The sequence below is a fragment of the Acinetobacter sp. YH01007 genome (assembly GCF_013420425.1).
In the GTDB taxonomy this organism is placed as follows: domain Bacteria; phylum Pseudomonadota; class Gammaproteobacteria; order Pseudomonadales; family Moraxellaceae; genus Acinetobacter; species Acinetobacter towneri.
Genome location: NZ_VOYC01000005.1, coordinates 1 through 14,173, shown reverse-complemented (window position 1 = coordinate 14,173; position 14,173 = coordinate 1). Strand labels below are relative to the sequence as shown.

Sequence of the window (14,173 nt, the reverse complement as noted above, 5' to 3'; positions counted from 1 at the left end):
GCGGTTAAAAGGTCATCCACCTGGAGATATGGATGACCAGACCATGAAGCACACTTCAATCAAAAGCGTCTGATCAATTTATCGGTCTAAATAGACCAAACAAGAAACATACAGCGCGATGTATCTTAAATTTATATATGTGGATGGTTTGCCTATTTTTCAAGGAAATTGAATTAAAAACAGACTATCCATTTTAAAAATAATTAAAAAATTATTCAATTATTTTAAATCCAGAATCTAAATACAACAAAAGAGCACCGAAGTGCTCTTTTGAGATGTTCTATGCTTAAAGCAGAGTAACTTGCTTAATGACGTGCGGCTTTGCCTGCTGCTACTGGCTTCACAATCGGTGCCTTGGTTAAAGGCTTAGGCATACTGGTCAGTGCCAAAGGCAAGATTTCATCAATGCTTTTCACAGCCTTGATTTCCAAACCTTCTTTGACATTGTCTGGAATTTCAGACAAGTCACGCACGTTTTCCTGTGGGATAAATACCAGTTTGATACCACCACGATGTGCCGCAAGAAGTTTCTCTTTCAAGCCACCAATGCGCATTGCACGACCACGTAAGCTGGTTTCGCCTGTCATGGCAATATCAGGACGAATTGGAATATCTGTAAATGCAGATACCAATGCCGTAGTCAATGCCAAACCTGCAGATGGACCATCTTTAGGTGTTGCACCTTCTGGCAAGTGTACGTGTACATCGGTTTCGGCAAATACATTGGCTTCAATGCCTAAACTGTCGGCACGGGTACGCACAACGGTCATCGCGGCTTTGATTGACTCTTGCATCACATCACCCAATGAACCTGTGGTGATGAAATTACCTTTGCCTTTCATGGTTGCCACTTCAATGGTGAGTAATTCACCACCCACTGAAGTCCAAGCCAAGCCATTTACACGACCCACTTCGGCTTCTTCTTCTGCCATACCATAGTCAAATTTGTGTGGACCAAGGTAGTCAGGCAAGTTTTGTGAAGTCACATCTACCTGTAGGTTTTTGGCTTTTTTGCTGACTGCTTCTTTCACCACCTTACGGGCAATTTTTGACACTTCACGTTCCAGACTACGCACACCTGCTTCACGTGTATAGCGCTGCACAATGTCACGAATCGCTTCTTCATGAACCGTCAATTCTTTAGCACGCAAGCCATTATTTTTGATGGCTTTAGGGACAAGATAGCGTTCTGCAATATTCACTTTTTCATCTTCGGTATAACCCGGTAGACGAATTACTTCCATACGATCTAACAGAGCTTCTGGAATATTCATGCTGTTGGCAGTACAAATGAACATCACTTCAGACAAGTCTAAGTCTAGATCTAAATAGTGATCATTAAACTTGTTGTTTTGTGATGGATCAAGTACTTCTAACAAAGCAGATGCAGGGTCGCCACGGTAATCCTGTGCCATTTTGTCAATTTCATCGAGCAAGAACAGTGGGTTCTTCACACCAACTTTAGTCAATGACTGCACAATTTTACCTGGCATCGCACCAATATAGGTACGGCGGTGACCGCGAATTTCCGCTTCATCACGTACGCCGCCTAGCGCCATGCGCACGAACTCACGTCCAGTGGCTTTTGCAACCGATTCACCCAGTGAGGTTTTACCTACACCCGGAGGACCGACTAAGCACAGAATTGGACCTTTGAGTTTTTTCACGCGCGACTGCACAGCAAGGTATTCCACAATACGGTCTTTGACTTCATCTAAACCGTAATGGTCGGCATCTAAAATTTCTTGTGCTTTCGCCAAGTTAATGCTGACTTTGCTGGCTTTGTTCCATGGCGTATCTAAAATTACTTCCAGATAGTTACGTACCACAGCCGCTTCGCTAGATGCAGGTTGCATGGCTTTTAGCTTACGGAACTCAGCTTCTGCTTTTTTGCGGACATGTTCTGGCAAGTCTGCTTCGGCCAGACGTTTTTCAATTTCAGCGACATCATCTTCCGCACCGCCGTTCATATCGGACAGTTCGCGTTGAATGACTTTCATCTTCTCATTCAAGAAGTATTCACGCTGATTTTTTTCCATCTGGCGTTTAACAGAGTCATGCAAGGTTTGCTCAATCTGCTGTTCTTCAGACTGTTGCAATAAATAAGTCATTAACTCGGTCAAGTGAGCTTCAAACTCATCGTGCTCAAGGAATTTTTGTTTGACATCAATATTCAATGGCACACGGGTTGCAACAAAGAACAACAACTGCAATAAATCTTCAATTTTATTGGCAGCAGCAATCAGTTCACGTGCATTGCGTAATTTTGCTTCTGCATATTGCGCAAATAAGGCACGTAATTCTTGCAAACGTGTTGCTTGGGTATTTTCATCCATCGCAACAGTCATTGGGCTCAAGCTGTGTTCTGCAGTCAAATACGCGTCTTCATCAATAATTTTTTCGAGTTTGGCGCGGTATAAGCCTTCAATCAGAACTTTGATACAGTTTTCATCATTTTCGTGATTCACAACTTGCACAATCTTCGCGACAGTACCGTATTGATATAAATTGTCGTGATCAATTTCTTCTGTAAGCGAATCTTTTTGCGCAACTACAAATACTAGATTGTCACTGTTACGAGCCACATCAACTGCATTGATCGATTTTTCACGACCTACAAATAGCGCGATTTGCATGTGTGGATAAACCACCACATCACGTAGCGCTAAAAGCGGTAATACACTTGGAACCTGAGGCTCTAAGGTTTCTTGATTCATAATAATTTCAGACATGGGCACTCCTAATGAGTGACAACGGTGTTGCCATGTTTTTAATAGTGATGGGTATTTTTTAAAATACAAGGGTAGGTCAACACAAATTGTTTAAAAAGTAGCTAAATATGTGATTTTAAATTGATCTATTCAGTCAAAATGATCAATTTAGCGTTTCAAGGTGCGTTTAAACTGTAAAAAATGTTGTGGAGTTAGTAAGGCATCTACAGGTTGATCCCAATTTTCACGTGGCAAGCGTGTATGAATTAGCTGAAAATCATGTGCAATCCCTAAGCGATAAGGATGCTGCGGGGCAGAGGCTAAAGTGCGGTCATAATAACCACCGCCCATTCCAATGCGGGTGCCATGCGTATCGCAAGCCAATAAGGGCATCAAGACTAAATCTAAATGGGAGATGTGTTTTCCGCGACTTGTTCTTGGTTCTTGCATCCCCAAACGATGATGGGCAAAGCGACGCTGACGATATTGTTGTGGGGTGATTTGTACCCACACCAAGTGTTGATTCATATTGCAAATCATGGGCAAATACACTTGTTTGCTATGCGCGAAGCAATATTCAATGATGCGGTGTGTATGAATTTCACCAAAAGCATGTAAATACATACCCACTTTTTTTGCGTACTGAAATTTTGGCAGTCGTATTAGCCGCTGCAAAACAGCTTGCTGTGCGTGTTGCTGTTGGGTGCGCGTGACCGCTCTGCGCTGTTGTCGAAGCTGTTTACGCAAGGTTTTAAGTTCCAACAACTGCATCTCGGCACATCCTTATATTCTTGAGTTTAAATGCTTGAATGGGTATGGGATTACTGTCATTTCATCGACAAAAACAAGCTTTTATCATACTTGGCATTTTAACAGGATGTGATGCTGTATTTCTGTTTATCTGAAAATTGACCTGCTATCGGATAGTCTAGCTCGAACCCTAGACGCAAAATTACAAAAACTCTTATGCTATTGCCCAATCAATGCCACGCCAACAATCTTCAAGATCGCTTCAAGATGGATTAGGCAGGCTTCAGTTAAAAACAACAAATATGTAAAAACACAAGCCAAAACAAAAACAACACTTTCATTTTGCTGTTCAGGGAGAACAAGAACATGAATTATTCCAACAAGGTGTTTAAACATCTACTTCAAGGCGTGCTGGCTTTAGGAAGTTGTGTCAGCGCACAAAGTTATGCAGATTCGACCTATTTACCGCAGCCACCGAATACCCAACAAGTCTTTTTTGTCGGCAATAACTGGGATGGCACAGTGACGGTGATTCACCCTTCACAAGACTTTGGCAAAGTGGGTGTGGTCAATATGATTCCTGACCGCAAAGAGCGTTTATTAGAAATTCATTTAAATCCAGTGAAATTGATTGCCTACACTTACATTCAACAAACTGCAGGTGAGGGCAATGACCAGTTGGTGGATGATATGTATTCCACGCCAGATGGACAGTCGATTGTGGCTTCACGTCCAAGTTTTGCCGATGTGGTATCCATCAACATTAAAACGGGCAAAATTAATTGGCGTACGCCAGTCGAAGGTTTCCGCGCAGACCACATGGCGGTTTCACCAGATGGACAACGTGTTGCTGTGTCGGCATCGTCAGGTAATGTGGTGCATGTTTTAGATATTCATACAGGTAAAGAATTGGGGCGTTTTGCAACAGGGGATAAGCCGCACGAAAATATTTACTTTGCAGGTGGAACGAAAATCTTAAACTCTGCGATTGGTAACGTAGAAACTTCGATGGATGCACAGTGGCAAGATTTTACCAAAGGTAAGCGCTTTATTACCATTGCCGATGCCAACAATTATAAAGTTCTGAAAAAAATTGATTTCCGACCTGCGTTAGATGCCTTTGGACGTAAGGATTTATCCAACTCAGTGCGTCCTATGGTGCTAAGTAAAGATGAAAGCAAACTTTATGCGCAGGTTTCATTTTTTAATGGTTTGGTGGAATACGACTTAAAAACCGATAAAGTCACGCGTATTGGACAATTACCAGGCAGCAGTACAATTCCAAAAGACCGCAGCAAATGGGTAAATGATTCACGTCATCATGGTTTATCCATCAGCGCAGATGGCGAAAAACTCTGTGTGGCAGGCACGATGGATGATTACGCGACCATTGTAGACCGTCAGAGTTTAAAAGCAGGCAAACTGATTCCTGCAGGTAAACCATATTGGGCAACCCGTAGCCCAGATGGAAAAAGCTGTGTGATTTCAGAAAGTGAAACCGATGTGGTAACGGTGATTGACTTTGCTACGGGAGAAAAAGTCCGCAGTGTGCCAGTGGGGAATCACCCACAGCGAGTGCGTTTGGGTTATGCACCAAGCGATTGGTCGACGCCGTAATTTTTAAGCCGATCATAACAGGCAAAGCATGCTAAGGCGCTCAAGACGATATTTGAATTGAGCGCATTTTAGGATGGTTTGCTTATGGAGCATGCACATGAATGGGACTCGATGGCTCGGTATTGGCTTTTTTGTTTTGGCGGTCGCGGTGTTGTTTACCGTGGTGTATGTATTTCAACCACCGAATAAGACTGTTTCGGAAACAGTGTGGGTGAAACCGAACACGGCTTCCACAGAGATAGAAACAACGCAAAGTCTATATTCAGATGAATCTGAAAATGTACTGGAAACAAACGCTATGCTAGAGCGTGCTGCGGTATCTGCAGTTGAAATGCAGCAATTAATCCAGCAACGTGATCAGTTGTATTTAGGCTTTAAGCAAATTAGTACAGGTTTAAGCCAAGGGCAAAAGCCTGATTTAAACCGTGTACAAAGTATGTTGCTACAGCAGGAACAATTGGTACAAGCAGGCGTATTAAGAGCAGAAGATGCAATGAACTATAGCCAGTTTTTAAAGCAAATTTTACCTGAAATTGCAGGGCAAATTGATTTGCATATTTCGCGTTTAAAGCGCCTGAACGTGGTGACAGGTTAAGCCACAGTAAGGTGTGAGTTGCTGTTATAAATACACGATGACGCCATTGTTGCAGTCAATAATGGCGTTATTTTTTTGTCTAAAAAATTCTTTTAATCCACATGTTTTTAAGCCGAATAGCGGCCACTTGAGCTGAATTTATCCATGATTCCTTTGATCAAGCGTTCAATTCATCTTAGAAGAAAGCACACGTATTTTACTGTATTAGACGAAAGTTGTATAAGGCTGTGCCGAATAAATTTGGTTTTTCCTTCCTCTTAAAAACTACAGAAAAAACAAAGTTTAAATTTTTCTTCACCGTATTTTTTATGCTGCGAACAAAGATCATCTTTATTTAAATTGGTATGACCATATGAATAAACAATCCAACCAATATTGACATTTATTTGTATAAAACTATTATTTGTTGCAAATGTTAAGAGTATTTTGATTTTTATCTTAATATTGGTCAGACCAAAATTAGAATTTTATCTATATGCTTAGACCTATGTTTACGTTTGAGTGAGCATTTCAAGGAGATGACAATGCTTCAACATTGGCAACAGATCTACGATCCAATGGCAAATATTTGGATTTCGAGTCTTATTGCATTAATCCCGATTATCTTTTTCTTTCTGGCATTGGCTGTATTTCGCTTAAAAGGAAGTGTTGCGGGAACAATTACGGTTATTTTGGCGTTATTAGTGTCGTTATTTGCCTATGGCATGCCTGCACCAATGGCTTTTGCTTCATTGATCTATGGCTTTTTCTACGGTTTATGGCCAATCGCATGGATTATTATTGGCGCATTATTTTTATATAAAATCTCTGTAAAAACAGGGCAGTTTAACATTATTCGCTCATCTATTCTGTCAATTACAGAAGATCAGCGTCTCCAGATGCTACTAGTGGGCTTCGCGTTTGGCACATTTTTAGAAGGTGCAGCGGGCTTTGGGGCGCCAGTGGCAATTACTGCTGCTTTGTTGGTGGGTTTGGGTTTTAAACCTTTATACGCTGCGGGTTTATGTTTGATTGTGAACACCGCACCTGTTGCGTTTGGCGCAATGGGGATTCCAATTATTGTGGCGGGTCAGGTTTCGGGTGTAGAAACCATGGAAATTAGCCAGATGGTTGGGCGTCAGTTGCCATTTATGGTGCCTATTGTGCTGTTCTGGATTATGGCAATTATGGATGGCTGGCGCGGTGTGAAAGAAACTTGGCCTGCAGTGTTGGTGGGTGGTGGTGCTTTTGCGATTGCACAATACTTGACCTCTAACTTTGTTGGACCTGAGTTACCTGACATTACAGCCGCAATTGCCTCTTTGATTAGTTTAACGGTCTTATTTAAATTCTGGCAGCCAAAACACATTTTCCGTTTTAGCGATGCAGACACCAAAGTGGATGCCAACTTAGTTGCAGAACAACAGCAAAAATACAGCATCGGGCAGATTGTTAAAGCATGGTCACCTTTTGCAGTGTTAACGGTGATGGTCACTATTTGGAGCATCAAGCCGTTTAAAGATTTATTTGCCAAAGATGGCGCAATGCACGACTGGGTAATTTCCATCAAAGTGCCATTTTTACACCAACTGGTGCAAAAGATGCCGCCTGTGGTCGCTGATGTTAAAGACTATGATGCGATCTTTAAGTTCGATTGGCTTAGCGCAACTGGGACTGCGATTATGATTGCGGCCATCATCACCATCATTTATTTAAAAATGAAACCGCGTGAAGCTGTTAAAACTTTTGCTGAAACCATCAACGAGCTAAAAACACCAATTTATTCTATTGGGATGGTGTTGGCGTTTGCATTTATTGCCAATTATTCAGGTATGTCTGCGACTTTGGCACTGGCTTTGTCACACACAGGCAATGCTTTCACATTCTTCTCGCCATTTTTAGGCTGGATTGGGGTGTTCTTGACAGGTTCAGATACTTCAGCCAACGCCTTGTTTGCTGCCTTGCAAGCCACAACCGCACAGCAAATTGGTGTACCAGAAGTTCTGTTGGTTGCTGCCAATACCAGTGGTGGGGTAACAGGCAAAATGATTTCACCGCAATCTATTGCAATTGCCTGTGCGGCTGTTGGTTTAGTCGGTAAAGAATCGGATTTATTCCGCTTTACCGTGAAACACAGTATCACGTTCACCGTAATGATCGGTATTATTATCACTCTACAAGCTTATGTGTTCCCATGGATGATTCCATAACCACATGCACAAGAGGATAGCCGCATGAAAGTTTCCGACAAAGTTGTTCAAGACCTGCGCACACTGGTTGAAAAAAATCAGATGCAAGTCGGAGACCGATTGCCTGCCGAAAGAAAGTTATGTGAACAACTCGGGGTTTCCCGTTCCTCTTTGCGTGAGGCTATTCAGCAATTGACCAGTCAGGGCATGCTGGTCAGCAAAGTTGGAGCGGGTACTTTTTTGCAACAACTGCCTACCAATTGGTCGCAATATCAAATTGTGCAGCCTTTAAGTAACCTGATTGATGAAGATCCTGCTTATCGTTTTGATGTGCAGGAAGCACGAATGGTGCTTGAAGGTGGTACGGCATGGTATGCCGCACAGCGGGCAACTGCTGAGGATTTGAAAAACATCCGTGCCTGTTATGAGCAAATCGCCCATTTTCAAATTTTAGGTGATGACGATCAGGCAGCAATTGCCGATGCCAAGTTTCATTTGGCAATTGCCGAAGCATCGCACAATTTGGTGCTCATTCAAATGATGCGCGGCTTATTTGATTTGTTGCAATACAACGTAGTTTTGGGCAGACGCAAAGTCTATACCGAAGCCCACCGTTTCGATCAGTTGCACGATCAACACTTTCAAGTGATGGATGCAATTGAACGCCAGGATCCAGAAGCTGCCCGTTCGGCAGTGTGTGGACATATTGAATTTGTAGTTCAACAAGTACGCATGATAGACGAGGAAGATGCGCGTCGTCAGCGTGCGAGTCGATTAAACAGGATAGCGCCATGATTATTTCTTCTGCGAATGATTACCGCGAAGCAGCCAAACGCCGTTTACCGCCATTTTTATTTCACTATATTGATGGAGGTGCGTACGCGGAACAAACGCTGAAAAGAAATGTGGAAGACCTTTCACAGATTGCCTTGCGCCAACGTGTTTTGAATGACATGTCGGCTTTGAGTTTAGAAACCACCTTATTTAATGAAACCTTGTCAATGCCTGTGGCTTTGGCACCTGTGGGTTTAACGGGCATGTATGCGCGCCGTGGTGAAGTGCAGGCTGCAGTTGCAGCTGACAAAAAAGGTATTCCGTTTACTTTATCTACCGTGTCGGTGTGCCCAATTGAAGAAGTGGTGCCTGCCATTTCACGCCCAATGTGGTTTCAATTATATGTATTACGTGACCGTGGTTTTATGCGCAATGCCTTGGAACGTGCCAAAGCAGCAGGCTGTTCAACCTTAGTCTTTACGGTAGATATGCCTGTGCCTGGCGCACGTTATCGTGATGCACATTCGGGCATGAGTGGTCCAAATGCTGCTATGCGCCGCTATATGCAGGCAGTGATGCATCCAAACTGGGCATGGGATGTTGGCTTACTAGGTCGTCCGCATGACTTGGGCAATATCTCTAAATACTTAGGCAAACCAACAGGACTTGAAGATTATATTGGCTGGTTAGGCAATAACTTTGACCCATCTATTTCATGGAAAGACTTGGAGTGGATTCGTGAATTCTGGGATGGCCCAATGGTCATTAAAGGCATTTTAGACCCAGAAGATGCTAAGGATGCTGTTCGTTTTGGGGCTGATGGAATTGTGGTGTCCAATCACGGTGGTCGTCAGTTAGATGGTGTGCTCTCGACTGCACGTGCTTTACCGCCAATAGCCGATGCAGTAAAAGGAGATCTAAAAATTCTAGTGGATTCAGGTATTCGTAATGGCCTAGATGTGGTGCGCATGTTGGCGATGGGTGCGGATACTTGTATGCTCGGACGTGCCTTTATTTATGCACTAGGTGCAGCAGGTGGGGCGGGTGTGAGTAATTTACTCGAATTGATTGATAAAGAAATGCGAGTCGCAATGACCTTAACGGGTGCTAAAAACATTCAAGCGATTAACTCAGATTGCTTGGTACAACTTGAGCGTGAACTGAAAGGCTAAATTGCCAACAGGAGCGATCAATCCATCAACCGATGCATTTGGCTGAATCGCTTAATTGTATTTTTCACCTTGTTTCAGGACTTGTACACTATGCCACAGACAATTTCTTCTGCAACACAATTTGATGCTGCAGCAACCCTCAAAAACTTGGTCGATATTGTGGGAAAAGCGCATGTATTGACCCATGAATCAGATACTCGTTTATATCGTCAAGGGCGACGTTTTGGCGAAGGACAGGTTTTTGCGGTGGTCACGCCAGGTTCTTTATTGCAGCAGTGGCAAGTGTTACAAGTGGCTGTGGCAGCAGATTGCATTATTATTATGCAAGCCGCCAATACTGGACTCACGGGTGGTTCTACCCCTTTTGGTGATGACTATGATCGTCCTGTAATTTTGATCAACACCCAACGTTTAAAAGGTATTCAGCTCATCAACGATGCCAAGCAAGTGATTTGCTTGCCTGGTGCAACATTGGATGCTTTGGAACAGCAATTGGCGCCGCATCAGCGTGAGCCACACTCAGTCATTGGTTCATCTTGTATTGGCGCTTCAGTGTTGGGCGGGGTATGTAATAATTCAGGTGGTGCATTGGTCAGACGTGGTCCTGCCTATACTGAGTTGGCCTTATATGCACAAGTCGATGCACTGGGCGAGTTGCAACTCATCAATCATTTGGGGGTGAATTTAGGGAACTCGCCAGAAGAAATTTTAACCAAACTTGAGCAACAACAATATCGCCCTGAAGATATTGAATATTCGGAACATTGTTGTGCTTCAGATCAGCGTTACGTGCATGATGTTGCCCAAGTCGATGCCGATACGCCTGCACGGTTTAATGCCGACCCGAGCCGTTTGTTTGAAGCTTCGGGTTCGGCAGGTAAAGTCTGTGTGTTTGCAGTGCGTTTGGATACATTTGAGAAAATTCCGAGTCAGGTGTTTTATATCGGCAGCAATCAGCAGGATGATTTAACCGCGATTCGCCGTTTTTTATTACGTGATTTGCCGCGTGTACCGATTGCTGGCGAGTATATTCATCGAGATGCCTATGACATTGGTGCAGAATATGGCAAAGACAGCTTCTTGTTTATCGAGAAGTTTGGCACCAGTAAAGTACCTGCAGCTTTTGCCATGAAAGATAAAGTTGATGGTTTTCTAACCCGTTGGGGCATGCGTGGATTGTCGGATAAAGTTTTGCAAATGTTCACGAAACTACTGCCAAATCATTTACCAGAACGCATGAACCAATTTCGTGATTTGTATGAACATCATTTAATTTTGCGCATTGAGCAGCAAGATGTTGCGGCAGTACAGCAGTTTTTAATGGATTATTTTATCACGCGCAATTCCGGCAGTTTTTTTCTATGTAATGAAGATGAAGGCCGCAAGGCTTTTCTGCATCGCTTTGCAGTGGCAGGTGCTGCAATTCGTTATCGTGATACACATCGAAATGAAGTGGAAGACATTGTTGCTTTAGATATTGCGTTAAGACGTAATGATCAGCAATGGGTTGAAACCTTGCCCGAAGAGTTGGAGCAGGCGATTATACATAAGTTGTATTATGGTCATTTTTTATGTCATGTCTTTCATCAGGACTATATTATTAAAAAAGGCGTAGACCCGTTGGCGATGGAACATCAAATGTGGTCATTGCTTGATGCACGTGGGGCAGAGTATCCTGCAGAGCATAATGTTGGGCATTTATATGTGGCGAAGCCTGCCTTAAAGCAGCATTATCAAAAATTGGATCCGACCAATTGTTTTAATGTGGGCATTGGGCATAGCTCTAAATTAAAAGCTTGGCGTTAAATAAGGATGAAAACTGAGCAGTGAAACTGATTCTAAGGAAAGATGGATATGTTTAAGTTAGATAGCAAACTGCTACAGATTTTTTACTATGTATATAAATTAAAAAATGTGTCTGCAGCAGCAGATGCATTGGGCATGAGTCAGCCTGCGGTTAGTAACTGTTTAAATAAAATTCGTCAGCATTTTAATGACCCATTATTTTTAAGGGTTGGCAATGAAATGTTGCCTACAGAGTTGGCGAAACAGATTTTTTCACCGATTAGTGAAATTATTAATAAAATTGAAACGGTCAATAATTTTAAAGTCGATTTTGATCCGACACATTCCGATCAATTATTTACCTTGGCAATGACCGATGTTTCGCATTTGGTTTTATTGCCAAAACTGACCAAGTTTTTAAAAAAATATGCACCTTCAGTGCGGATTAAAATTCGTCCTATTACCCGTGAAACCAGTTATCAAATGGCAAATGGTGAAATTGATTTTGCGATTGGTTTTTTACCTGAGTTAGAGCAGGGTTTTTATCAGCAGCAATTATTTTTACAATATTATGTGGTGATTAGTCGTAAAGATCATCCACGTATTTGTGAAAAAAGTTTAGATGTTGAAGCTTATATTCGTGAATCGCATGTCGATGTAGATACCAGTATAGGTCACTACCATATTGAAAATGAATTAAGCAATCGTGGTTTAAGACGTAATATTCTAATGAGTATCCCAAGTTATTTAGGGGTCGGTTTAATTGTGCAAGAAACCGATATGATTGCGACAGTGCCTTATTATTTAAGTGAGGTGTTATTGGCACGCGGGAATTTACAAGTAGTGAGTGCGCCTTTGAATTTTCCAACCTATCCTGTACGACAATATTGGCATACGTCTTGTCATCACCAAACCAGTCATCAGTGGTTAAGAAAAGTGATTTTTGATTTGTTTAGTCAGCATCCTTAATTAATCGTATTTAAAGTAAAACTTTTATAATTTTTTAAATTATCATTCGCTAATTCCCTCATCTTCAAAAGAGCAGGCTAGGCTGAGGGAATTAGTGATTCTTTTTTATAAGGCAATAAAACTAAATTTCTGCCCACGATTTTGATTGCAGCTATACATTTTCATTTTTCCATTATAAATATCTAAACATTTGCCTGTATCTGCACTACGAATACGCTGACCATCGAGATACCATTTTTGGTTACTTTGTCCATTACAGGTATAAGCAATTACTTCAGCACCATCATGTTTCTGTTTTCCTGCTACATCTAGACATTTACCTTGCACGGTAATGCTTTGATCAGGATGGAAAATAAAATGCTGATTGGTACCATCATGACAATGTGAAGTCTGAATGGAACGTTGATTACTGCGACTAAAATCTACGCAGCGACCATCATAGGTTTTAATTTTGACTTTTTGTTGCCATGTTTGTGCAGGATAAGGCATAGGTGTTGGCATATAAATGGTTTGTTGTGCAGGACGTTCTACAGGTGTACTTGCTGGAATTTGAGGTTGAATGACGATATTGGGAATCTGCCCCGATGCTGTTCCGTCAACTACAATACATGCTGTTAAAAGTGAGCAACTGCTTATAGTGAAAAGTGTCTTAAACATAAGAGAAAACAATTTATTTATTAGGTGGATAGGATAAATTTAAAGCATGGAATAAATATTTATTTTTTGTAATTTTATGAGTAATTGACCCTAAAAATTTATCGAATAGACAAGGTTTTCAGCAAAAAATAAGAACGAAAAAATTCAAGTTGTCTTTATTTGTTATTAGTCGGTGCATTCTTAGGAAGTGTGTGGTAGAAATTGTATTTAGAGGATATATTTCTGATTTAGTTTGTGGTCAGCAACAAGCGAATTATCCAATTTGTTGAATTGAACATCAAAAATTCAACTATATTGCTTTAAAATTATGTGATTGAGTTGTAAAATTATGTGTTAAAGTTGGCAATTGTCACAGTTTTTGAATTTTTGGGGTAGGAACTGTTGAAACATTTTTTACTACGACTTGGATTGGATCTGCGTAAACTTATTTTAATTTCCACAATTTTAAGTGTATCAGGCTTATTTGTCGTAAGTATTTTTATTTTAAATTATGTAATTAAACAACAATTAATTCAAAATTCACTTTCGATCAATGAAAAATATGCAGAAAAAATTGCCACCAGTGCCAATCAACATTTTTCAGATATGCTGCAAGAGTTGGATTATAGTGCACGTTTATTAGAAAAAAAATTTTATAATACACAAGTTAGAAAAGAAGAAGTAAAACGCTTAAAAAATCAATCGAATAATTTTAATAGTGTTTTATTGGTAGAGCAGAATAAACATATTTTAGCTTATGCACCTAATACATTAAAACTTAATTTTAATCAGGCTTATAGTACCATTGGTATTGATGGATCTATTGAAAAAAAGAAAACTTATATTTCATCTCCCTATTGGTCTATAAGTAACCCGAATTACGGATAAGAAAAGCCCTTGAAAAAAAGGTAGTTAGAGCCATTTAGAAAGTTACGACACAACCCAAAGGCTCTAACTACCATGTACGATTTTACAGAAATTTTTTGTATTGTTGAT

11 protein-coding genes are annotated in these 14,173 nt (G+C 41.2%); 8 read left to right on the top strand and 3 right to left on the bottom strand.

What is annotated here, in order from left to right:
- Window positions 1–305: 305 nt before the first annotated feature.
- A complete protein-coding gene (lon, locus tag FTT74_RS03415; RefSeq protein WP_131260796.1) occupies window positions 306–2,732 on the bottom strand; it encodes an endopeptidase La in 2,427 nt (808 codons plus the stop codon).
- Between the two features lie 147 nt (window positions 2,733–2,879).
- A complete protein-coding gene (locus FTT74_RS03410) occupies window positions 2,880–3,476 on the bottom strand; it encodes a 5-formyltetrahydrofolate cyclo-ligase (RefSeq protein ID WP_026438444.1) in 597 nt (198 codons plus the stop codon).
- A 351-nt stretch (window positions 3,477–3,827) separates the two neighbouring features.
- On the opposite strand from FTT74_RS03410, the gene FTT74_RS03405 reads away from it, so the two are divergent.
- The 7 genes from FTT74_RS03405 to FTT74_RS03375 all read left to right on the top strand — a co-directional run bounded on the left by FTT74_RS03405 (window position 3,828) and on the right by FTT74_RS03375 (window position 12,541).
- Entirely contained in the window at window positions 3,828–5,078 is a 1,251-nt protein-coding gene (locus FTT74_RS03405) for a YncE family protein (protein WP_096902747.1), read from the top strand.
- Between the two features lie 97 nt (window positions 5,079–5,175).
- Complete coding sequence (locus tag FTT74_RS03400) at window positions 5,176–5,673, top strand: hypothetical protein (protein WP_004970693.1); 498 nt, start codon at window positions 5,176–5,178, stop codon at window positions 5,671–5,673.
- Window positions 5,674–6,191: 518 nt separating this feature from the next.
- Window positions 6,192–7,862 carry an L-lactate permease gene (gene lldP / locus FTT74_RS03395; RefSeq protein ID WP_179988566.1) on the top strand — a complete coding sequence of 557 codons (1,671 nt, stop codon included), beginning with the start codon at window positions 6,192–6,194 and terminating at the stop codon, window positions 7,860–7,862.
- A 24-nt stretch (window positions 7,863–7,886) separates the two neighbouring features.
- Window positions 7,887–8,636, top strand: a complete 750-nt coding sequence (gene lldR / locus FTT74_RS03390) for a transcriptional regulator LldR (protein WP_004970689.1) — start codon at window positions 7,887–7,889, stop codon at window positions 8,634–8,636.
- Window positions 8,633–9,787 carry an FMN-dependent L-lactate dehydrogenase LldD gene (lldD, locus tag FTT74_RS03385; protein ID WP_016659249.1) on the top strand — a complete coding sequence of 385 codons (1,155 nt, stop codon included), beginning with the start codon at window positions 8,633–8,635 and terminating at the stop codon, window positions 9,785–9,787. Before lldR ends, lldD begins: the two co-directional genes overlap by 4 nt.
- 90 nt (window positions 9,788–9,877) lie before the next feature.
- A complete protein-coding gene (gene dld, locus FTT74_RS03380) occupies window positions 9,878–11,593 on the top strand; it encodes a D-lactate dehydrogenase (protein ID WP_035311162.1) in 1,716 nt (571 codons plus the stop codon).
- 48 nt (window positions 11,594–11,641) lie between these two features.
- The gene (locus tag FTT74_RS03375) at window positions 11,642–12,541 is read left to right on the top strand and encodes a LysR family transcriptional regulator (RefSeq protein ID WP_004970549.1); all 900 of its coding nucleotides are present in this window, start codon (window positions 11,642–11,644) and stop codon (window positions 12,539–12,541) included.
- Between the two features lie 105 nt (window positions 12,542–12,646).
- Here the strand turns inward: FTT74_RS03375 and FTT74_RS03370 are convergent, their stop codons facing one another.
- Window positions 12,647–13,198, bottom strand: coding sequence for a ricin-type beta-trefoil lectin domain protein (locus FTT74_RS03370; protein ID WP_019837853.1), 552 nt, complete (start codon window positions 13,196–13,198; stop codon window positions 12,647–12,649).
- Between the two features lie 381 nt (window positions 13,199–13,579).
- Between FTT74_RS03370 and FTT74_RS03365 the strand changes: the two genes are divergently transcribed.
- Window positions 13,580–14,065 carry a hypothetical protein gene (locus tag FTT74_RS03365; RefSeq protein WP_257221820.1) on the top strand — a complete coding sequence of 162 codons (486 nt, stop codon included), beginning with the start codon at window positions 13,580–13,582 and terminating at the stop codon, window positions 14,063–14,065.
- Window positions 14,066–14,173: the final 108 nt, after the last annotated feature.

Bases quoted from the DNA above. Each gene is read 5' to 3' on its own strand.
- lon (WP_131260796.1), bottom strand. From the start codon at position 2,732: ATGTCTGAAATTATTATGAATCAAGAAACCTTAGAGCCTCAGGTTCCA.
- FTT74_RS03405 (WP_096902747.1), top strand. From the start codon at position 3,828: ATGAATTATTCCAACAAGGTGTTTAAACATCTACTTCAAGGCGTGCTG.
- FTT74_RS03400 (WP_004970693.1), top strand. From the start codon at position 5,176: ATGAATGGGACTCGATGGCTCGGTATTGGCTTTTTTGTTTTGGCGGTC.
- lldP (WP_179988566.1), top strand. From the start codon at position 6,192: ATGACAATGCTTCAACATTGGCAACAGATCTACGATCCAATGGCAAAT.
- lldR (WP_004970689.1), top strand. From the start codon at position 7,887: ATGAAAGTTTCCGACAAAGTTGTTCAAGACCTGCGCACACTGGTTGAA.
- lldD (WP_016659249.1), top strand. From the start codon at position 8,633: ATGATTATTTCTTCTGCGAATGATTACCGCGAAGCAGCCAAACGCCGT.
- dld (WP_035311162.1), top strand. From the start codon at position 9,878: ATGCCACAGACAATTTCTTCTGCAACACAATTTGATGCTGCAGCAACC.
- FTT74_RS03375 (WP_004970549.1), top strand. From the start codon at position 11,642: ATGTTTAAGTTAGATAGCAAACTGCTACAGATTTTTTACTATGTATAT.
- FTT74_RS03370 (WP_019837853.1), bottom strand. From the start codon at position 13,198: ATGTTTAAGACACTTTTCACTATAAGCAGTTGCTCACTTTTAACAGCA.